This window comes from Ectobacillus sp. OTK, from assembly GCF_059698935.1.
Genome location: NZ_AP048547.1, coordinates 1258024 through 1279145 on the forward strand (window position 1 = coordinate 1258024; position 21122 = coordinate 1279145).

At 38.4% G+C, this 21122-nt stretch carries 22 protein-coding genes; 15 read left to right on the forward strand and 7 right to left on the reverse strand.

All coding sequences use genetic code 11. The annotated features are described in order from the left end of the window. Positions 1-327 precede the first annotated feature (327 nt). Positions 328-696, forward strand: a complete 369-nt coding sequence (locus AC6HZ4_RS06175; RefSeq protein WP_497494108.1) for a CidA/LrgA family holin-like protein — start codon at positions 328-330, stop codon at positions 694-696. Next, positions 693-1382 (forward strand): LrgB family protein, encoded by a 690-nt coding sequence (locus AC6HZ4_RS06180; RefSeq protein ID WP_497494109.1) that lies wholly within the window; start codon positions 693-695, stop codon positions 1380-1382. Before AC6HZ4_RS06175 ends, AC6HZ4_RS06180 begins: the two co-directional genes overlap by 4 nt. A gap of 168 nt (positions 1383-1550) precedes the next feature. Here the strand turns inward: AC6HZ4_RS06180 and AC6HZ4_RS06185 are convergent, their stop codons facing one another. From AC6HZ4_RS06185 to AC6HZ4_RS06195, 3 genes are all read right to left on the reverse strand, one after another. Then, the gene (locus tag AC6HZ4_RS06185; RefSeq protein WP_497494110.1) at positions 1551-1730 is read right to left on the reverse strand and encodes a hypothetical protein; all 180 of its coding nucleotides are present in this window, start codon (positions 1728-1730) and stop codon (positions 1551-1553) included. Positions 1731-1957: 227 nt separating this feature from the next. Continuing rightward, positions 1958-2854 carry a ClpXP adapter SpxH family protein gene (locus AC6HZ4_RS06190; protein WP_497494111.1) on the reverse strand — a complete coding sequence of 299 codons (897 nt, stop codon included), beginning with the start codon at positions 2852-2854 and terminating at the stop codon, positions 1958-1960. Beyond that, entirely contained in the window at positions 2854-3252 is a 399-nt protein-coding gene (locus AC6HZ4_RS06195; RefSeq protein ID WP_497494112.1) for a globin domain-containing protein, read from the reverse strand. Before AC6HZ4_RS06195 ends, AC6HZ4_RS06190 begins: the two co-directional genes overlap by 1 nt. A gap of 198 nt (positions 3253-3450) precedes the next feature. Between AC6HZ4_RS06195 and AC6HZ4_RS06200 the strand changes: the two genes are divergently transcribed. Beyond that, positions 3451-3726: a hypothetical protein gene (locus AC6HZ4_RS06200; protein WP_497494113.1), complete on the forward strand. Its 276-nt coding sequence runs from the start codon at positions 3451-3453 to the stop codon at positions 3724-3726. A gap of 120 nt (positions 3727-3846) precedes the next feature. On the opposite strand, the gene AC6HZ4_RS06205 is transcribed toward AC6HZ4_RS06200, so the two are convergent. Next, on the reverse strand, positions 3847-4425 hold the full coding sequence (locus AC6HZ4_RS06205; protein ID WP_497494114.1) for a CYTH domain-containing protein: 579 nt from the start codon (positions 4423-4425) through the stop codon (positions 3847-3849). A gap of 144 nt (positions 4426-4569) precedes the next feature. On the opposite strand from AC6HZ4_RS06205, the gene AC6HZ4_RS06210 reads away from it, so the two are divergent. Genes AC6HZ4_RS06210 through AC6HZ4_RS06225 form a run of 4 tightly spaced genes read left to right on the forward strand, consistent with a single transcriptional unit; the run spans position 4570 to position 7326 of the window. Next, positions 4570-4944, forward strand: coding sequence for a UPF0738 family protein (locus AC6HZ4_RS06210; protein WP_497494115.1), 375 nt, complete (start codon positions 4570-4572; stop codon positions 4942-4944). Positions 4945-4963: 19 nt separating this feature from the next. Beyond that, on the forward strand, positions 4964-5590 hold the full coding sequence (gene yjbM / locus AC6HZ4_RS06215) for a GTP diphosphokinase (protein ID WP_497494116.1): 627 nt from the start codon (positions 4964-4966) through the stop codon (positions 5588-5590). 26 nt (positions 5591-5616) lie between these two features. Next, positions 5617-6414 (forward strand): NAD kinase, encoded by a 798-nt coding sequence (locus AC6HZ4_RS06220; RefSeq protein ID WP_497494117.1) that lies wholly within the window; start codon positions 5617-5619, stop codon positions 6412-6414. Between the two features lie 57 nt (positions 6415-6471). Beyond that, positions 6472-7326 (forward strand): RluA family pseudouridine synthase, encoded by an 855-nt coding sequence (locus AC6HZ4_RS06225; RefSeq protein ID WP_497495615.1) that lies wholly within the window; start codon positions 6472-6474, stop codon positions 7324-7326. Between the two features lie 33 nt (positions 7327-7359). On the opposite strand, the gene prpE is transcribed toward AC6HZ4_RS06225, so the two are convergent. Both prpE and AC6HZ4_RS06235 read right to left on the reverse strand, forming a co-directional pair. Continuing rightward, complete coding sequence (gene prpE, locus AC6HZ4_RS06230) at positions 7360-8097, reverse strand: bis(5'-nucleosyl)-tetraphosphatase PrpE (protein ID WP_497494118.1); 738 nt, start codon at positions 8095-8097, stop codon at positions 7360-7362. 70 nt (positions 8098-8167) lie between these two features. Further along, positions 8168-9331 carry an FtsW/RodA/SpoVE family cell cycle protein gene (locus AC6HZ4_RS06235; protein ID WP_497494119.1) on the reverse strand — a complete coding sequence of 388 codons (1164 nt, stop codon included), beginning with the start codon at positions 9329-9331 and terminating at the stop codon, positions 8168-8170. Positions 9332-9723: 392 nt separating this feature from the next. Between AC6HZ4_RS06235 and fabI the strand changes: the two genes are divergently transcribed. Then, positions 9724-10500 (forward strand): enoyl-ACP reductase FabI, encoded by a 777-nt coding sequence (gene fabI / locus AC6HZ4_RS06240; RefSeq protein ID WP_497494120.1) that lies wholly within the window; start codon positions 9724-9726, stop codon positions 10498-10500. Between the two features lie 137 nt (positions 10501-10637). On the opposite strand, the gene AC6HZ4_RS06245 is transcribed toward fabI, so the two are convergent. Beyond that, the gene (locus AC6HZ4_RS06245) at positions 10638-12023 is read right to left on the reverse strand and encodes a sugar phosphate nucleotidyltransferase (protein WP_497495616.1); all 1386 of its coding nucleotides are present in this window, start codon (positions 12021-12023) and stop codon (positions 10638-10640) included. 795 nt (positions 12024-12818) lie between these two features. Between AC6HZ4_RS06245 and gmd the strand changes: the two genes are divergently transcribed. The 7 genes from gmd (at position 12819) to rfbF (ending at position 21103) form a co-directional block, all read left to right on the forward strand. Beyond that, positions 12819-13784, forward strand: coding sequence for a GDP-mannose 4,6-dehydratase (gene gmd, locus AC6HZ4_RS06250; protein WP_497494121.1), 966 nt, complete (start codon positions 12819-12821; stop codon positions 13782-13784). Then, entirely contained in the window at positions 13781-14716 is a 936-nt protein-coding gene (locus tag AC6HZ4_RS06255; protein WP_497494122.1) for a GDP-mannose 4,6-dehydratase, read from the forward strand. The genes gmd and AC6HZ4_RS06255 overlap by 4 nt, the downstream gene beginning before the upstream one ends. A 492-nt stretch (positions 14717-15208) precedes the next feature. Further along, on the forward strand, positions 15209-15976 hold the full coding sequence (locus AC6HZ4_RS06260; RefSeq protein ID WP_497494123.1) for a sulfotransferase family 2 domain-containing protein: 768 nt from the start codon (positions 15209-15211) through the stop codon (positions 15974-15976). 160 nt (positions 15977-16136) lie between these two features. Next, the gene (locus AC6HZ4_RS06265) at positions 16137-17237 is read left to right on the forward strand and encodes a glycosyltransferase family 61 protein (RefSeq protein WP_497494124.1); all 1101 of its coding nucleotides are present in this window, start codon (positions 16137-16139) and stop codon (positions 17235-17237) included. A 528-nt stretch (positions 17238-17765) separates the two neighbouring features. Further along, positions 17766-18788 carry a glycosyltransferase family 61 protein gene (locus tag AC6HZ4_RS06270; protein ID WP_497494125.1) on the forward strand — a complete coding sequence of 341 codons (1023 nt, stop codon included), beginning with the start codon at positions 17766-17768 and terminating at the stop codon, positions 18786-18788. Positions 18789-19004: 216 nt separating this feature from the next. Next, on the forward strand, positions 19005-20330 hold the full coding sequence (gene rfbH / locus AC6HZ4_RS06275) for a lipopolysaccharide biosynthesis protein RfbH (RefSeq protein ID WP_497494126.1): 1326 nt from the start codon (positions 19005-19007) through the stop codon (positions 20328-20330). After that, on the forward strand, positions 20327-21103 hold the full coding sequence (gene rfbF, locus AC6HZ4_RS06280) for a glucose-1-phosphate cytidylyltransferase (RefSeq protein ID WP_497494127.1): 777 nt from the start codon (positions 20327-20329) through the stop codon (positions 21101-21103). The genes rfbH and rfbF overlap by 4 nt, the downstream gene beginning before the upstream one ends. Positions 21104-21122: the final 19 nt, after the last annotated feature.

The window sequence follows — 21122 nt, forward strand, 5'->3', positions numbered from 1 at the left end:
ACGTCTGCTTTTTTGTTTTATATAAGGGACGCTGCTATCGGTGGTACCTGCAGTCAGATGGGATGAGTTTCCTTTACGTTCTGTTAAATTTTATGACATAAGTCTCTCTGAAAAAGAAGAAATTTTGTGAGGTTTTCTAACGGAAACAAAGGCGACACAATGCAGCTTTCATATAATGAAATTACATTGTGTTCTTCATACAGCAAGGTTAGGGTGCATGATACTTTTGATGTTGAGTGGGAAGAAACTGGATTGTATAACGGAAGCACGTTCAGATGAATTGGGTATATGTATGTTTAAAGCTTCACAAAGTTAGGGGTGAAAGAATTGAAGGTCGGAGCAATCATATTGCAAGTTGGCCTATTGTCTATTTTTTATATAATAGGATCCTGGATTCAGCAAGCTCTTCACCTTTCGATTCCAGGCAGCTTAATTGGGATGTTCTTGTTACTTGGACTCTTGTTGGCAAAGGTCTTGCCGTTGCGTTGGTTTGAGCTGGGAGGAGAAAGGCTTGTAGCAATTATGCCATTTCTATTGCTCCCATCTACAGTTGGGTTAATGAAATACGGCTCGTTTCTTATACAAAAAGGAGGGGGCTTATTTGTCACTGCAATGATTAGCACATTGTTAATCATTGTTGTTTCGGGACATACAGGACAATATCTCGCAAGGAGAAAGGAAAAGGATGTGTCATGAATATTTTACAGGCATTTGGCTGGATCATGTTTACGATTGTGTTATATAAGGTGAGCAAGAAGCTCTATAAGTGGGTCCCTACTCCTTTTACCATGCCGGTGCTTACTGCGACCACACTTATCATTACATGTCTGCTTATATTTCACATTCCCTACGAAACATATATAGAGAATGGAGGGGGCTGGATTACAAAGCTTCTTGGACCAGGCGTTGTTGCATTCGCAATCCCGCTGTATAAACAGCGGTGTGTCTTAAAGAAATATGTAGTACCAATTGGCGGCGGGGTTACTGTCGGAACAATTGTAGCTATTTGCAGTGAGGCAGTGATCGCGCGTATGTTCGGGACAGATAAAAGCCTTATTCTCACTACGTTACCCAAATCGGTAACGATGCCTGTTGCAATGAGTGTTTCGGAGCAAATTGGAGGCATTCCATCCTTAACGGCTGCATTCGTGATTATAGCAGGGATAACCGGAATGATTATGGGTCCGTCCCTTTTAAAATGGAGTGGTATAACGAACTTCATAGGAAAAGGAATTGGTGTTGGCTGTTCATCCCATATTATGGGTGTGACACAGTCGATGAAGCATGACGAACGAGAGGGCGTTGTCGGTTCAGTAACGATGACATTAACTGCCGTTTTAACTTGCTTGCTCGGTCCTTTATTTGCCAATTTATTCGTATAAAATGCAAAAGCGAGCTCATTTGAACTCGCTTTTTTACTGGAAAGTGTGATGTTGAGGGTGTTTCCTGGCTCTCTTTTGTAAAAAGTTCTTCTCTGCATAAGGATAAAAGTCCCTTCAGTGGTGAGGAACATTTTACTGCATGGACAAAGAAGGTTAAGTTTGCATTCCCTAAGACTTAAACCCTTTAAACCTTTTGCGTCCGTTAATAAGAAAAACGAATAACAGAATAGCTCCGAATAAGAGTGGGATAGATAAAACAAGGGGAAATGTTTCCAATAGTGATAAAATATAGAGGGAAAACGTTATAATTAGAAATACTATACTTCCAAAGAGTTTATATTTACCCAATGTTCTTTCCACCCCCTTTCCATTTATTAAAGTATATTCCGGGCTAAAAGCGTTTAGAATGTGTCATTTTTGTGAAATAATAAATAAAAATGTTGTCAAAGAGAGTCGAATATTGTAATATAATGAGTGTGAACGAATTCACAACAAACATATACCCCTTTGTTTGAACGTGAAAATTTCTCCCATCCCCTTTAATATTTTATAAGCCGTAAGAGAAAAGGACCCGGTTATGCCGGGTCCTTTTCTTTTGCATTATATCTCCAATAGACTCCTTTTTCCGATGTCATTTGCACAGCTTTTCCTGTTAGCAGAAGCTGTCTCATTTCACGCATTGCTTCTAAAGTCGACCCATTATAGATGACAGCCATTTCGTCGGCAAATGTAAAATCATATTGCTGTAAAAGCTTTTCTAAAGGGGGCAACGGTTCTGGAGTTAGGTCTTCATTTATAAGCTCCTTTAAGATTTGTACGTACACATCGTAGGAATACATACCAGGCAGCTTTAAGCCTTCCTCATCAGAATTGGAATGAAAGAATATAAGAGAAGGGATTTCCGTCACATGCATTTCATTTGTAAACTTTAAATCACATTGAAAAGCTTTTGTTGCGCTCACAGAGCATAAATCACGTTTAAATTCTTCCATATCAATTCCGCTTTTTTCCGCACAAGCGAGCAGCAGCTCTCTGTTTGGATGTGCTGCTCTTTGTAAAAATACCGATTCTTGCAGCGTGCGGAGAAATTTCATACCCGCTCTTCTTCCTTGCAGCTCTGCCGCTTTAATGGCAAGGGAAGTCATGTATGGTGAGGAGGAGGAATGGTGCGTATTAAGTTTACCATCACAGGAAAGACCATGAAGGCTCGATGTTTTTTCCCACACAAATCGAATATGAGCAGGTTTATTCCATTTGTGTGCCGGAGAAACAGCGGCCGCTTCTGCCTTCCCAGTTAAAATATGGCGGAGTGTAAAGTAGTTGCCATACTCCAGCCATAGCTTCATGATAAGCGGTTCAATCGACCAGCAGTCCATGCAGAGCGGATCAATAAATAAAAAGGCCTCCACTGGCTTTTTTCCGCACTTATGGGAAGTTGCGGACTTGGTTGAATCACATTTTATTTTGTTCATTATGCCTCACCTGTTTCATCTGGTGTATTAATCATATGGTTTGCTGTCAAAGTCAGGCGTTCAAAGACGAAATCGCGAATGGGACCATGTATTCCTGTATCATTCATTGCCCTTTCCATACAAGAAAGCCATGCCTTTGCGCGTTTTGGTGTAATCGGAAACGGCATATGCCGTGCGCGCAGCATGGGGTGACCATGCTCCTCTGTGTATAAGCTTGGTCCACCTAAGTATTGCGTTAAAAACTGCTTTTGCTTTCGAGCGGTTTCTGTCAAATCATTCGGAAAAATGGGAGATAAATCCGGATGACGGCTTACGTAAGAATAAAATGTATCAACTAATGCCGTGATCCCCTTTTCGCCGCCGATTGCTTCAAATGGTGAGATATGATCTCCGTTCATACAGCTTTGCTCCTTTTCCCGTAAATGTATACTTATTGTAGCAATCTCCCCATGAATAGTGCAAATGATGCGCATTGTGACAAAATACTTCTCTTTTATAGGCTTAGGTTCATTGAAGTAAAATAGGCTATTGACGTACTATGCTTGTCCACACCAATGAAGGGAAATTTACATCTCCTATTATAGGGAGGTGAGATTATGTTGTCAGATTTTATAGTAATATGTTACGAAAACGATATTTCGATTCTCAAATTAACTGAATCGCGTTGTGAGGAGCTTCTGGAAAAAGGGATGGTGTGGAACGATCCAACAACAGACCCTGTTTCAGAAGCTGGTCCTACTCTTGTTTTTTTCCCATTTTCTTTTCCGCCGGATCCAATATTTCAATTTACACCGCTTCTTATCTTTATCGTCCGTGGCCGCGCTCCTTTTATATTTCAGGCTTTTATAAGACCAGGAGGATGGATAACATAGGCAGCTAGATAAGCTTTACTTCGATGGGAAGTAGAGCTTTTTTGTAGAGGAAAGCATAACTTTTGGGTTATGTCTCTTAATCGTGAATCTAGGCCTAAAGCAGTATAACTCTTTGCTAGTTTATTGTGATGCACTTTGTTTTGCAAGAAAAAAGCGTTGAACCTTATTTTTTGTTGGGCGAACCGGGATATTGTACTGTCCTAGCAAATGGAGGAAGCTTTTCCTTCCTGTCTCTTCATCTTGTACTTCATACTCTAATTCATAATCATCATGATGAAAGTAGAAACTATGGTCAAATACGAGAGTTCCGTTTTCGTACAGCAGCTCTGCACGCTGTGTCGTTAAGCTGCCGTAGTAATTCAGTTGCTGCACCGGAACGTGAAGTGAAAGAAGCTGATCATACACAGCTCCTGGAACCATTGTCCCCGTTCGCATCATCCATTCTGCTTCCTGCTTTGTCACGGTTTGGTGTGTTTCCAGCAAGCCGGTTACTGCTGGCTGCTTTAAAGTGATTGTATGTATTCCGTTTTTCTCGCGAATACGCAGCGCTGCTCCCTTTTCCTTTAAAGAAAATGAGGGGGTTTCAAAATAATGATTCACTTGTTCTGTAAAGTTTGTTACGGCGAACGAGTCGCACAGGCGGTGAAATTCTTCCTTTGTTAGCATGTTTTTAAATTCAATTTCAATTTCTTGACGCATAGTTGGCAGTTCCTTTCCTTATATTTCTGGGTCTATTATCCCTTTTTAGGAATTTTGATTCAATGTTTTATTTGTTCAGGCGCCGGTTGTGTTACAATAAACATGATTCAAAGGAGTTACATACTGTGGTGGAGGAATTTAAAGATGCAAAAGAAGATTGACATAAAGAGCGTCGAGCAACAGGAACAGGCTCTTATTTTTTATGCGGAAAATACAACTGTAAATGCGAATGAGCTACAGCCGAGAGAACATGTGTTGGTGGATTCTGAACAGCTTGCTTTTTTATATATTTTGGAAAATGAACAAGAATATGTATATGTGAGTATTCCTTATACGCTATGGCCCGCTTTGAAGCAGGGGCTTGATGAAGATCGAGAGGTAGTTGTTGTTATCAATGGAGTACGAGTGCTGCTTACACAGTTGAAGGAAGAGATCGGGTATTTGGTCCAAAACATTGAAGGAAACGCTAATTACGGAGAGGAATTGGTCAGAAAGGTAGAAGAGGTCTTTTTATTATAGATGTTGGATGGTGGTCAAATTGAATCGGAACTGGGAAGAGTTTTTGGCGCCTTATCAACAGGCTGTAGGGGAATTAAAAGTAAAGCTGAGAGGAATTCGCTCGCAGTTTGAAATGTTGTCGGAGCACTCTCTCATTGAGTTCGTTACTGGCAGGGTGAAATCGGTCGCCAGTATTATCGATAAATCAGTCAAAAGGAATATTCCGCTAGATAGGCTGGAAGAGGAAATGCAGGATATTGCCGGGCTTCGTATGATGTGCCAGTTTGTAGATGACATTAAACCGGTCGTTGAACTGCTTCGGAAACGCAATGATTTTGAAATTGTGGAAGAACGTGATTACGTGACACAGGTTAAGGCGAGCGGTTATCGTTCCTACCATGTTGTCATTCGTTATCCGGTGCAAACGATTCGCGGTGAAAAGAAAGTGCTTGTTGAACTGCAAATTCGTACATTGGCGATGAATTTTTGGGCAACGATTGAGCATTCCTTAAATTATAAATACAGCGGACGCTTTCCAGAGGATATCAGACTGCGTCTGCAGCATGCAGCGGAGGCTGCATATCGGCTTGACGAGGAGATGTCATCCATCCGCGATGAAATTCAAGAAGCACAAAAGGTATTTTCGCGAAAGCAAGAATCAGAATAATTTTTTGAAGGGTGTTGTGTTGACTGATGAACTTTGCAATCATGTCAAAGGGAGACCAAGCATCGAATTTGCTTATGAATACGATGCGCGAGTATTTGCAGGACTTTGAGTTTGTGAATAATGAAGAGGAGCCAGAGATTGTTATTTCTGTCGGAGGAGACGGTACGCTGCTCCAAGCCTTTCATCGCTACTGCCATCGGCTTGAGAAGACTGCGTTTGTTGGTGTGCATACAGGGCATCTTGGCTTCTATGCGGATTGGCTGCCGAATGAAGTGGAGAAGCTTGTGATCGCGATTGCAAAAACGCCGTTTCAAGTCGTAGAGTATCCGCTTCTAGAGGTGATCATCCGTTACTTAGATGGCAGTAAGGAGTCTCAGCATTTAGCGTTAAACGAGGCGACCGTAAAAAGCAGCGAAGGAACATTTGTCATTGACGTGGAGATTCGGGGCGAGTATTTTGAAACATTTCGAGGCGATGGGCTTTGCATTTCTACTCCTTCTGGAAGCACAGCCTATAATAAGGCTCTCGGCGGCGCCATTATCCATCCATCGATTGAAGCGATACAGCTGACGGAGATGGCATCTATCAACAACCGCGTGTTTCGGACAGTCGGCTCACCGCTTGTGCTACCAAAGCACCATACGTGTGTCTTAAAGCCGGTAACAGACATGGATTTGCAAATTACAATTGATCATTTGACACTCTCTCATCAAGATGTGAAGTCAATTCAATGCCGCGTCGCCAATCAAAAGGTGCGCTTTGTTCGCTTTAGGCCATTTCCATTTTGGAAGCGGGTGCGCGATTCATTTGTCGCTGATAGATAGAAAGGGTTATGCCGTTTGACTACACTAAAATGGACTATTACACCAAAGGAAGAAGGAATGTTAATCCGCGAATATTTGCGAGAAAAGGGTATTTCGAAGGCGGCGCTGACGGATATAAAATTTCGCGGCGGAACGATTGAAATCAATGGCCGGCATGCAACTGTCCGTCATATACTTACAGCTGGAGAAGAACTTGTGATTTCGTTTCCCCCTGAAGAGAGGGGAAAAGGGATGATAGGCGAAAACATTCCTCTTGATATTGTGTATGAGGATGAGCATGTTATAGTCGTAAATAAGCGTCCATATATGGCAACCATTCCGTCACGGGAGCATCCGAGCGGAACAGTTGCTAACGCTTTGCTGCACTATTACGATCAGCAGCAGCTTCCGAATACGATTCACGTTGTGACACGGCTGGACCGCGATACATCAGGACTGCTGCTTGTTGCAAAAAACCGCTTTATTCACCATCTGCTTTCACAGCAGCATCAACAAAAAGCAGTGCGCCGTACGTACGAGGCGCTTGTACATGGTGTTATGGAACAGGAAAACGGAACAATTGACGCGCCAATTGCAAGAAAAAAAGAAAGCATTATTGAACGGATCGTACACGAAAGCGGACAGCGTGCTGTTACGCATTTTCAAGTTGTGAACCGATATGACAATATAACGCATGTTGCATTGGAGCTTGAAACAGGACGGACTCATCAAATTCGGGTTCATATGGCACATCTCGGTCACCCTCTTCTTGGGGACGATTTATATGGGGGCAGAAGAGATAGGATGGATCGCCAAGCACTTCATAGCAAAACGCTAACGTTTTATCATCCTGTCATTGAGAAAATGATGACATTTATGGCACCATTGCCAGATGATATGGAACAGATATTAAAAGAGCATCCTCGCAGGTAGGATGCTCTTTTAGTAGAGTCAAAATGGTCGTTATTAGTCAAATGGCCTAAATTTTTCGGGTACAAACGGCATTGACGACGGAACAGATACCGTTTCCATTTCGGGATAGCGCAGGGCTGTTAGCTTTCCGCCAAATACCGCTCCTGTATCGATATTGACTGTTCTATTTACAAAGCGCGGCTCCCGAACTGGCGTGTGACCGTATATAATCCACGCATCTCCTGTATGTCGCTGCGCCCAATCGCGGCGCACCGGAGAGCCATCGGGATGCTTCTCCCCTGTAATATCACCGTATAGTACGAATGTCTCTACCTTTTTTCCTTCTCTTCCGATATAATCCTGCCGAATGCCGGCATGACAAGTGACGAGCTTTCCTCCATCTAATACATGATATAACGGGGAGGACTCGTACAAATCAATAAACTTTTTTTGAATTGCTTTTTGCTCGCGCTGTCCGAGTGCTTCATATTCTGCTACTGTTGTCTCTAAGCCATGGGTTTGCTGAACTTTGCGGCCAATAAAAAAACGGTATAGCTTGTTGCAATGATTTCCTGGTGAATAGTATGCTTCTTTTCTGTTTACAACGAGCTCCCATACAAGTGCTGCTGTTTCCAATGACTTGGGCCCTCTGTCTGTTAAATCTCCGACAAAGACGAGTTTTCTTCCATCTGGATGAACGGGTATACCGCTCTCCCAATCATAATCAAGATTTTTTGTTAAAGTGACAAGCTCTTCATAACAGCCATGAATATCTCCGATAACATCATACATAGTAACACCCACTTTTTTCCTTTTGTTTCATTGTACAAAGAAAAAGCCTGTCCTGCAAAAAAGGACAGACTTAATCGAACATATATTTTCTTGTTCGGGAGCGAACATTAAGGATAAAGCCGACTGCAATCATATACGTCAAAAGTGAGCTTCCCCCGTAGCTCATAAAAGGCAGCGTAATACCAGTAATAGGAAGCAGGCCGATTGTCATGCCGATGTTTTGGAAAACCTGAAATGTAAACATCCCAATCGTTCCTGCACATAAATAGCTGCCAAATGGTTCATTGCTTTCGAGTGCAATATGAATCATACGGTAAATGAGCAGGAAAAATAGCGAAATGACGACGCTGCCGCCCAAAAATCCATATTGCTCGGCAATATTGGTGAAAATAAAGTCTGTATGAGGCTCTGGGAAGTATACCTCGCCGCCTTGATAGCCTTTCCCGTATAATTCACCTGAACCGGTAGCCAAAATGGCTTGACGCAGCTGATAGCCTTGCCGTTCATATTCGTATGGAGCCAGCCAGCCATAGAAGCGATCCAGCTGATATTCCTCTAAGATATGCTCTTTAAAGAAAGCAGTATGCGCAAAGTAAATGTATACAAGAAGGGAGGCGGCACCGACTGTAATTCCGGTCAATCCTAAAATAAAGCGCCAGCGAATGCCGGAGACCACAATAATTGCAACAATAATTGATGTCATTACCATCGTATTTCCTAAATCCGGCTCTTTTGCAATAAGCAGCAGAGGCGGGAGACTTGCGCCGAAGATTTTGCCGAGAAGCTTTAAGTCCTCCTCAGGTGTTGGATTCGGATACATCTCTTTATGGTTAGTAAGTATCCGGCTTAATACAAGAATCATAAACAGCTTCATGATTTCAGACGGTTGGAAGTTTCCGATTCCTGGAAGTTCATACCAAGCTGTTGCACCCTTAATTGTTTTAGCGCCTGGTACTTTAAATTCTAGACCGAGCAAAAGGATCATCGCAAAGCCATATAAATACCAAGAAATTTGCTTATACCGGTCAAAGTCGATAATCATTGTAACACCGATCGCAATCGCACCAATTACGTACCACTGAATTTGCTTTGCTACGAAGTTTACATTCTGCAGCAGCGGAGGCAACGAAGGCTGTGCACTTTTAATTGCAAAACAACTCACGGCTGCAATGAGAAGCAAAATAATAATTAAAGCATAATCTATCTGATATTCCCGTGCATTGTCTTTTTCCATATTACAATCCTTTCTATTTCTGCAGACAATAAAGTATGACTTTTGGGGGATTGTCTAGCTCCCTCGTCCTGCTTCCATAACAAAATAACCCTTCCTATGCAAAGGCAAAAAGCGCCTTTGATGGTGAGGAGCATTTTGTTACGGGAGCAAAAACAGGCCGAGTCCGCTTTTCCTATTACCATCTTATCGAATTTTAACGAGTTTGCAAATACATTGTTTCTTCCATGGCAGGATTATATCGAGCGAGGCAGGAGGGAAATAATGCGGAGAGGTCGAAAAAGTTTAGTGGATATCGTTTTCATCTGAAACAAAATATGCTACAATAAAAAAATAGTAGCAGGTACTAATAACTAGTGTTAGTTTATTATTATATAATTTAGGAGGACGAAACTATGGAGCTTCTTAACGTAAAAGGAAAAAACATTGTCGTAATGGGTGTAGCGAATCAACGCAGCATTGCATGGGGTATCGCGCGTTCCTTACATAATGCAGGAGCAAACTTAATTTTTACATATGCAGGCGAGCGTCTTGGTCAAAGCGTTCGTGATTTGGTGGCAACATTAGAAGGACAAAACGCTTTAGTATTACCGTGCGACGTAACAAGCGATGAAGATATCGCACGCTGCTTTGCGGAAGTGAAGGAGCAGGTTGGCACAATTCACGGCTTGGCCCACTGTATTGCATTTGCGAATAAGGAAGACTTAAAAGGCGGTTATGTAGACACGTCCCGCGACGGCTTTGCGCTTTCCCTAGACATTAGCGCATACTCCTTAACAGCGGTAGCAAAGGCAGCGAAGGAGCTTATGACAGAAGGCGGCAGCATCGTCACACTAACATATCTCGGCGGCGAGCGCGTTGTGAAAAACTACAACTTAATGGGCGTAGCAAAGGCAGCGCTTGAAGCAAGTGTGAGATATTTATCGAACGATTTGGGAGCGGCAGGTATTCGCGTAAACTCTATTTCCGCAGGACCAATCCGCACATTGTCCGCGAAAGGAATTGGCGAATTCAACAGCATCTTGAAGGAGATTGAAGAGAAGGCACCGCTTCGCCGCAATGTAACGCAGGAGGAAGTTGGAGATACTGCATTGTTCTTAATGAGTGATTTGTCCCGTGGCATTACAGGCGAGAACATTCACGTGGATGCGGGGTATCATGTTTTAGGGTAAGGAATAGCTGGAGAAGAGACTGAAATTTAAAGGGTTGCATCTTTGTAGTCTTTTGTTCAGTCTCTTTTTACGATATTAATACCGCACAATCATAATTCATACAATTTATTCTCATGCCGTATTACTTCTGCAATCATTTAAAAGACTTCCCTGAAGTCTTTTTCGATTTCCTCCCAGGTCATATGCGTACGCACAATATCCTCTTCCACTAATTCACTGCCCATTTGTACCTCAATAAACTCTAGATCAGTAATCGCGCGTGCCCCATGCTTCATTCCAGTCGGAATATAAATAACATCCCCAGGTTTTATAGTTTTGAATTTTCCGTCTATAATAAGCTCGCCTTCTCCTGAGATAATGGTCCAAACTTCTTTACGCTTGGAATGCATTTGATAGCTAAGATTTTTTCCAGCTAAAATTTTAAGTCTTTTGGTTAAAACCTCATTTCCATCTTTAAGCTTACTATAATCTAAGACACGGTAGCTTCCCCAACGCTTTTCCTCATACATAGGTCTTTGATCATAATACTTAATAAGCTCTTTAATTTTGCCGCTCTCCAGCTTGTCAGCTATTAAAATACCTTCAGGGCTTGCTACTACAACACTATTAGAAATACCTGCTGCAACAACAGGTATATTTAGTTCATTAATGATATGAGTACTAAGGGAACTTTCGCTGAGAATACCTTTTCCAACAATTTGTGTTTCCATAATCTCTGTAACAGTGCCCCAAGTACCTAAATCGAGCCAAGCTCCTTCATAAGGCATTACCACAATATCATTGCATTTTTCTACGACTTCATAGTCAAAACTTTTTTGCGGGAGAGTAGAATACTGTTGAATAAATTCGTTATATTGAATAGGTATTTTCATATTAGCTAGATACTTAATTAGAAATCCTAACTTAAAGGCGAATACTCCGCAATTCCAAAGTGCCTTGTTACGTATAAGTTCTCTTGCCTTACTTTGTTCAGGCTTTTCTACAAAATAGTCGACATTTATATACGATGATGCTTGTGTTGATCCGGTTTTATTAGGCTTAGTTACAATATAGCCGTACTGTTCAGAAGGATGAGATGGGCGAACCCTCATGAGTGCAAGTGAGGCATTTGAGTCTGCTAATATCTTCTCAAATTTGGGTAACGCCTCAAAAAAGGAATTCTCCACATAAGCATCAACAGGCATTATACAAATAGTTTCATTTAAATCTATATTGAGAGCGGAATAAAGATACACTGCCGCTAAAGCAATAGCAGGGAACGTATCTCGTCGATCCGGTTCAACGATAAGCGGAACCTCATTGTGTAATTGGCTTTGGATGATATCGACTTGTGATTTACAGGTTGTAATATAGGTAGAGTTTTTTAAACCGATAGAGTGAACTTGTCCCCAAATTCTTTGAATCATGGATTCTTGGGCTCCATGTTCGTTACGGAGTATTTTCAAAAATTGCTTAGATCTGGATTCATTTGATAACGGCCATAACCGTTTTCCAGACCCCCCAGATAATAAAATAAGTTTCATAGCATGCCAACTTTCTAATATTAAATCTTTTATATAGCTCCTCGACGAAACATATATATTTATACTCAAATAGAAAACGGTGCCTTGTTGTGGGATGATTTTTGTTTTCATAGTGTCTTTGCTGATATTTCCATTTTAGATCGCTCAAAAATTGTGTGTAAGATACACATAAGGCACTTCGATAACGGAACTTCCGTTCAATAGGTATGTGGTATTATTCTAACGATGGGGGGACAACAGCATGAGATTAGCTATTTCTGTATAGTCAATATGTCTATTTTATTGACATAACAATACTTTTAATAAATTTATATGTAGCTAGTCATGAACAGGTGATACTATTCACATAAAATAGACGTTTTATTGAAGACTTTCTTTTACTTTGCAATCATTTGTACCTGTATCCTATTTATTAATCCCTAGCATCCAGTGAAATCTGATGGATTATTTTCTATTCCGAGGTCTCCATAAGGACTATATGAGGATATATGCGAAGTAAAATATATTATATAGTATGAGACAATGCCTAGATACTGCATACAAGCGATATGGGAATAAATGGGTATTTAATACCTTGTACCAAACAGTATGTTGTAATTAATCAATCTGTATTTTATAAACATTTGAAATCACATACATAAAATCTGATTATCATTATTAATGATTATGAATATATAAGTGATATGTTGTTAATTTTACCAAAAAATGGTAAAATGATGCTTCTTCTGTCACTTCTTTAGTTAGTGTGTGCATATGCTGTAACCGATAAGAAGAAAGAGCGTTGGAGTTGATTGGATGAAAAAAGCGCTAATCACTGGTATCACAGGGCAAGATGGATCTTACTTAGCAGAGATGTTGTTGGATAAAGGGTATAAAGTTTATGCATTAAGAAGAAGGACAGCTACCCCAAATTTTGAGAACATAAAAAAAATAGTTAAGGAGATTGAATTTATACCTGGTGATTTGTTGGATTTATCATCATTGATTCGTGTAATAAAAGTTTCAGACCCTGATGAGGTCTATAATTTAGCTGCGCAATCCTTTGTAGGTGATTCATGGACACAAGCCATTTATACAGGTCAGGTGACAGGTTTAGGAGTTACAAATGTGTTGGAGGCTGTTCGGTTAGGCAAGCCAAGTGCCCGTTTTTATCAAGCCTCAAGCAGTGAAATGTTTGGAAAAGTGGTAGAAATCCCACAAACAGAAATGACCCCATTTTATCCACGTAGCCCATATGGTGTAGCAAAATTATATGGCCATTGGATTACTGTTAATTATCGTGAAAGTTATGATATGTTTGCATGCTCAGGGATTTTATTTAATCATGAATCTCCAAGAAGAGGCCTGGAATTTGTAACACGCAAAATAACCGATGCTGTTGCCAAGATAAAGCTCGGTCTGCAAAAAGAATTACGTTTAGGGAATTTGGATGCAAAACGTGATTGGGGATTTGCGGGTGATTATGTAAAAGCAATGTGGTTAATGCTTCAACAAGAGCATCCCGATGATTATGTCATTGCTACAGGTGAAACGCATACTGTGAAGGAATTTGTGGAAATTGCTTTTCAACATGTTGGTCTTAACTGGAAAGAGTATGTTATTCAAGATCCTAAGTTTATGCGTCCAGCGGAGGTTGATTTATTATTAGGTGATCCTTCCAAAGCAAAACAAAAATTAAATTGGCAGCCTGAGGTTTCCTTTGAAAAACTAGTGAAAATGATGGTTGAGAGTGACCTGAAAAGGTTAGAGAATTCTAAATGAGAGCTCTAATTACAGGCATGTCTGGATTTGTAGGTAAACATCTTGAACAATTATTAGCTTCTTATTCCATCCCTGTTTTTGGAACATCGAGGATAGAGAGAAAAGGAACAAACCTCTTTTGCCTTGATTTAATGCTAGAAGATCAAATTATTAAACTTTTAAATGATATAAAGCCCAGCCATATTTTTCATTTAGCAGGAATAAGCAATGTCAAATATTCATGGACTGCAAGAAGAGATGTGGTAGAGGCAAACACAATAGCGACTATCAATTTACTTGAAGCTGTAAAAAAAGTGGACCAAACAATTAGAATTATAACGATTGGCTCATCAGAAGAATATGGTCGAATTGACTCTATGCACAACAAACTATCTGAAGAGAACCAGTTAAATCCTGTAAGTCCGTACGGTGTTAGTAAAGCAGCGATAAGTATGCTAATTAAACAGTACCATAAAGCTGACAATTTAGACGTCATTCACATAAGACCATTTAATCATATTGGTCCGGGGCAGCGTCTCGGGTTTGTAACTTCGGATTTTGCGTATCAAATTGCCCTTATCAATAGCGGTAAGGCACAGAACAACCAAATGAGGATAGGGAATTTAGAAGCTATACGGGATTTCACTGATGTTAGAGATATTGTTAAAGCTTACTATGAAATTGCCATGCATGGGAATGCTGGTGAAGTATATAATGTTTGCTCAGGAATGGGAACTAAGATTCAAAGCATATTAGATATTTTTCTTTCCTTCTCAAAATTACCAATAGAAATAGCTCCAGATAATTCTAAAATGAGACCTTCAGACGCTCCAGTAATAATCGGAAATAATGAAAAGGTACGTATTCAAACAAATTGGAAGCCTAAAATATCATTAGAAGAATCTCTTTATGATATTTACCAATTTTGGTTTGCTAAGCTTATACAAGTATAAAGAAAAATACGAAGCAGATTTCTACAGCTTAACATGGAAGGTTAAAGAAACATCATTGATAACAAATGCAGAACTGTAGTTATTTTCCTTCTTGCTCACTCTACTAATGAGTACATGTCTTTAATTGTTTTCTATTCAATATTCCTACTATTATCATAATCTCCACTAGTTTTTAATCCAGTTGACTACCAAGCAATAAAATGTTTATGTGCTGACTATAAATTTAGCGATTATATAAAAATATATGAATATTTTTTGCATGGTGTACATGCAATAGCTGATCCTTTAGTAACAGAACAAATGAATACAGATGAAAGTGTTGTACTAATAGACCGGAGCTCTGAATTTGATTTTAGAATATATTCCTGGGAAATGGTTTAAGGTACAGTAAAACAAAATATGATAAAGGGCGTTTGAGGACAAATTACTCTATCAGTAATGAGAGGAGTATTTATAAACATATTATCTTTATTTCTGTTAAGAAGGTGTCTTATGGAACATAGTAATAACTCATGTGAGGAAAAACTATTAATTTTTTTGCATATCCCAAAATCTGGAGGAACTACATTAATAAGCATTCTAGAAAGTCAATATGGCGAAGAAAATATTTACAGAATAGATTATTCTGAAAAAAAATTGCAAGAGCTAGAAATAGTTAAAAATAGGTTAGATAAACAGGCCGAATTAAAATGTATAACAGGGCATCATCCGTATGGCCTGCATGATTACACTTCAAAACAATACAGTTATACGACAATGCTACGTGATCCCATTGAAAGGGTAATTTCCCTATACTATTTTATATGTACGGATCCTACTAATCCAATGCATAAAAAATACAAAGATAGAGGGTTAAAATACTTTCTGGAAGAAGAAGAACAAGCTAAAAATCACCAAACAAAAATTATTTCAGGCGGAGAATATGACCTTGATATGGCAATGAAAAATATTAGAGAAAAATTTTCTGTTGTGGGTATAACTGAAAATTTTAATGAATCTTTGTTTTTAATGAAAAAGAAATTTGGATGGGATGATAGTATCATTCATTACAAAAAGGAAAATGTAACAAAAAAACGGCCTCAGAAAGAGTTAATTGAAGAAAATCTAATAGATTTAATAGCGGCAAATAATTCTTTAGACATACAACTATATCAGTATGCTAAAGAGTTGCTAAATAATAAAATTCAAAGTTTAGGTAATGAAACAAGAAAAGAATTAAATAATTTCCTTAAAAAAAGGAATAGTACGCCTGCGCATTAGAGTTTTATACGTATAGTAATCTCTTAGTAATATTGGACGATGCCTTATATATTAATCAGTGGTTTCTTTCGTACTAATGTGTGAATTTAGAGGGCTACATCAATCAACTAACAGTTTTCCTGGAATGAATTATTATAACTGATGCGTGAGGAGTGGTGAAATGATTGATAAAAGAGATTTGAGACCACCAACTGGGTTTCATACGTTCACTTGGGATTGGATAAAAGCATTTAATGGAGTCCCAAAAATTTATAAGGAACTCTATCCAGATGAAACTGTCGAACTTTTAAAACCAAAGGGATTGGATTCTCCGCGTTGGGATAATATGTGCAGATTCCGGAACTCTTTTGTTACGATTATACCTAACGGACGGTTGTGGGGGCTAAACGCTAATGTAATTACTCCGGATGATAAACTTTTATGGGATGTGTCTATAGAACATGGAAGCAAACCAACTGAGCATAGTGTTTTTCGTCAAAAGCAATTGCCTCCTGTTACCTATACAGCAGGAACGGTAGCGACAATTGCAAAATGTGGACATAACAATTATTTTCATTGGTTTTTGGAAGTTTTACCACGGATTCATTTACTAAAAATGAGTGGTATTCCAATTGATAAATATATATTAAATGGCGATCTTCGCCAGCCAGATATACAATACGAAACACTTGCCCAACTAGGAATAACAAGAGACCAAATAATATTGACACATGAGAATCTTCATATCAAGGCTAAGCGTCTAGCCGTACCTTCAGTTCCTGGCGTTTCAGGTTTTCCAAAATGGTCCTGTGATTATCTGAGAGAGGCGTTTTTGGAGAAGAATAAAAGTGTAAAAAAACTAAATGATTTTGAAAGAATTTATATAAGCCGTGATGATGCAGCGTCTCGAAAAGTCCTTAATGAAAAAGAAGTGATGGGGGTTTTGGAGAAGTATGGATTCAAGAAAGTTTTATTACGCTCGGTGCCCCTTATCGATAAGATAAATATATTTAATTCAGCGAAATTTATAGTTTCTCCAATTAGCGCTGGTTTAACAAATTTAGTGTTTTGCAATCCAGGGACAAAAGTAATTGAATTTAGTTCCAAAAATTATGTGTTTGATGGATATTGGAAAATTAGCAATTATGTTAATTTAGACTACTATTATATGGTATGTGAAGGAGGGAATCCTCCTATTAATCCTCCAAATTGGGATAACATTGTTGTAGATACAGAAAAATTGTCAAAAATATTGAAGATGGCAGGTATTGAGGACATGTAAGCAGTTTATGAATAATTTATAAATCTGATGAAAGACTAGCTTTTTAATCGAGTATTGAGTATGTTACAAAGCTTATCTTTATGTAGAAATTGTGCATAAAGAGGCCGTCCTCCTTCCTAATGTATTGAGGCAGTACCTAGTTTGAAGGAGGATGGTCTAACTATTATGATTCTAATTCACTTGCAAAAATGACAAGGCATGGGGTACAGGTGATGAACAATCAGAATGGCCCAGTAGTTTATATGATTTACAGACCGCTTGGAAGAACCTCATTCGCCTGAAATGGCACACGAAAGGATTAAAACATGTTCTCTTCTAATATAAATCCCCGCAATAATAGCTTTTACACATTTTAGAATCTTTACCATCCCAGAATTCGTCAAAATTACTGCCAAATTCATTTTAAAAGCTAATAATAACCTATGAATTATTAATGATACGTTTACAATAACGAGTTTCAATGTTTTTAGGTAATTTCGTCTAATGATTAATAAGTAATCCCATAAAGAATAAAAAGGAATGACAAAAATGAACCAAGAACAGGGGTTAAAATCTCAAGAAATTTATCCAGACCATCTATTCCATCTTCCACCGGCAAAAGGAATTGATTCTCCGAGATGGAACAATATTCGTCAGTTTCGGAGAGCACTTGTAACGGAAATACCAGATGGTCATGTAATTGGTAATTGTGGAAGTGTGATAACCCCGAACAATGAGATTTTTTGGGATGTTTGTTATCCACCCAGAAAGAAAGATCAGGAGGAACTTTTTCAAAAGTTATTACCTAACGTTAAATATACTACAGAAACTGTAGCAACATTGGCATGGTATTTTCATAATAACTATTTTCATTGGTTCTTTGATATTTTACCTCGTATTGATTTAATTAATAAAAGCGGTATTACAGTTGATAAATATATTATTAATGGTCATCAGCCGGCAATATCACAATTTAAATTTGAAACATTATCTATTTTAGGTATCCCTAAAGAAAAAATAATATTAGCTGATGATACATTTCATTTAAAGGCAAAAAAGTTAATTGTTCCATCTGTTCCAGGTGGAATTGGTTACCCAAAATGGGCTTGTGATTTTATTAGAAGCGAATTCCTAGATAAAAATCCACATGTAAAAAAAATAAGTGATTTTGAAAGAATTTATATAAGCCGTGATGATGCAAGTTACCGAAAAGTACTGAATGAAGATGAACTAATGGAGTTTTTGGCGAAGCACGGTTTTAAAAAAGTTTCATTAAGTTCACTCTCTTTGAATGAAAAAATAAGCCTGTTTTCTTCTGCCAAAATTATAGTTTCTCCAATCAGTGCAGCTCTTTCGAACCTAGTCTTTTGCAATCCAGGAACAAAAGTGATTGAGTTTAGTTCTATAAATTATATATGCGATGTATATTGGAAAATTGCTAATTACGTTTATTTGGACTATTACTATATGGTCTGTCAAGGAGGAGCTTCTCCTGCAGCTTTTTCAAATCATGACGACATAGTAGTTGATATTAATAAAATGAAAAAAATATTAGACTTAGCGGGTATCTAACTCTTGGTAGTATTAATAGGCTTTAGTTTAGACAAAGATAGTTTTGACTACGAATTTCTTGTTGTTTTAAGTTATAAGTCCAAAACGGTTTAAGAATTTTAACATAGGATATTATTAAACAAATTTGATCTAGTTTTAAATTGTTTTTTATCCAGAGGTGATAAATGTTGTTTATTAAAAATCTAATGCATACACATAGAAAGAGGAGGAATAAAAGTGAGTGAAAATACTGAAGAACTTCGTAAAAGAATTATTGAAATAACTAAACAATATTACCAAAGCAAGTGGATGAGAAAAGCGTTTGATCCCGAAAAAGATTATATTCCAGTTAGTGGTAAAGTTTTTGATGAAGAAGAGTTAACATATTTAGTAGACTCCTCCCTCGATTTTTGGTTAACAGCTGGGCGATATGCAGAAAAATTTGAACGAGAATTTTCAAAATATATGAACAGACGTTACGCTCTGTTAACAAACTCGGGCTCAAGTGCAAATTTATTAGCGCTTTCTGCTTTAACATCGCAAAAGCTAGGTGAAAGAGCTCTTAAACCGGGGGACGAAGTTATTACTGTTGCAGCAGGTTTTCCTACAACGGTTAATCCGATTATTCAAAATCAATTAGTTCCAGTTTTTTTAGACGTAGAAATTCCTACTTATAATATTGATACGTCTAAGTTAGAAGAAGCAGTCGGTCCGCGTACAAAAGCAATTATGATTGCTCATACCCTTGGAAATCCATTTGATTTAACTGAGGTAAAAAGAGTTTGTGATAAATATAATTTATGGCTTGTTGAAGATACCTGTGACGCTGTTGGTGCTGAATATGAAGGTAATAAGGTAGGAACATTTGGAGATTTAGCTACTGTAAGCTTTTATCCTGCTCATCATATAACAATGGGAGAAGGAGGCGCTGTACTAACTTCCAATCCAATTTTAAAAAGAATTGTAGAATCTTTTAGGGATTGGGGAAGGGATTGTTGGTGTGCCCCTGGCAAGGACAACACTTGTAATAAAAGATTTTGCTGGCAGTTAGGAGACCTGCCTTACGGATATGACCACAAGTACACATATAGTCATATAGGATATAATCTTAAAGTTTCAGATATGCAGGCAGCGGTAGGGGTTGCTCAACTAAAAAAACTACCGGAATTTATTAAAAAAAGACGAGAAAACTTTACTTTTTTACAGGGAGCATTAAAGGGCTTAGAGGATATGTTGATTTTGCCGGAACCTACACCGAAAAGTAATCCTAGTCCATTTGGTTTCCCAATTACAGTAAGGGACAGATCACCAATTAACCGTAATCAATTAGTTGAACTTCTTGAGAAATATCGAATTGGTACGAGGCTGCTATTTGGAGGAAATCTTTTGAAACAACCTGCATATAAAGGAATTCAATATAAACAGGTTGGTGAGTTAACTAATACGGATAAGATTATGAATCAAACTTTCTGGATTGGAGTACATCCTGGAATAAATACAGAGATGCTTCAATACATGGTGAAAGTACTTTATGGAATCTTTGAAAGGGAGTATCAAGGTTGAAAGTAGTTATTCTTGCTGGTGGACTCGGAACAAGATTAAGTGAAGAAACTCATTTGAAACCGAAGCCGATGGTCGAAGTTGGGGAGCACCCTATCATTTGGCATATAATGAAAATATACTCTTATTATGGTTTTAATGACTTTATCATTTGTCTTGGTTATAAAGGTGCAGCGATAAAAGAATATTTTTCGAAGTATTTTTTATATAATTCAGATGTAACGTTTAATTTAAGGAATGAAAACGAACAAATCATTCATAATCATTTCGCCGAACCTTGGAAAGTAACCTTAGCTGAAACAGGCGCTAGTACCATGACAGGAGGGCGCATAAAAAAAATTAAAAAATATATAGGAAATGAACCTTTTATGCTGACTTATGGAGATGGAGTTGGGGATGTTAATATTCAGAAATTAGTAGAATATCATCGTTCCCATGGAAAATTAGCTACTGTTACTGCAGCACAACCAGATGGAAGGTTTGGGGCTTTAAGCTTAACATCCGATTTAAAAGTAGAAAAATTTCAAGAAAAGAAACAAGGTGACGGGGGATGGATAAATGGCGGCTTTTTTGTATTACAACCTGAGGTGTTTGATTATATAGAGAAAGACGAAACAGTTTTTGAAAAGGAACCTTTAGAAAATCTTGCGAAGGACGGACAATTAATGGCTTTTAAACATTCCGGTTTTTGGCATCCAATGGACACTCTAAGAGACAAGAAATATTTAGATGAATTATGGAAGTCAGAAAAAGCAAAATGGAAAATCTGGGATTAATGAACTTTTTAAGGAGGTG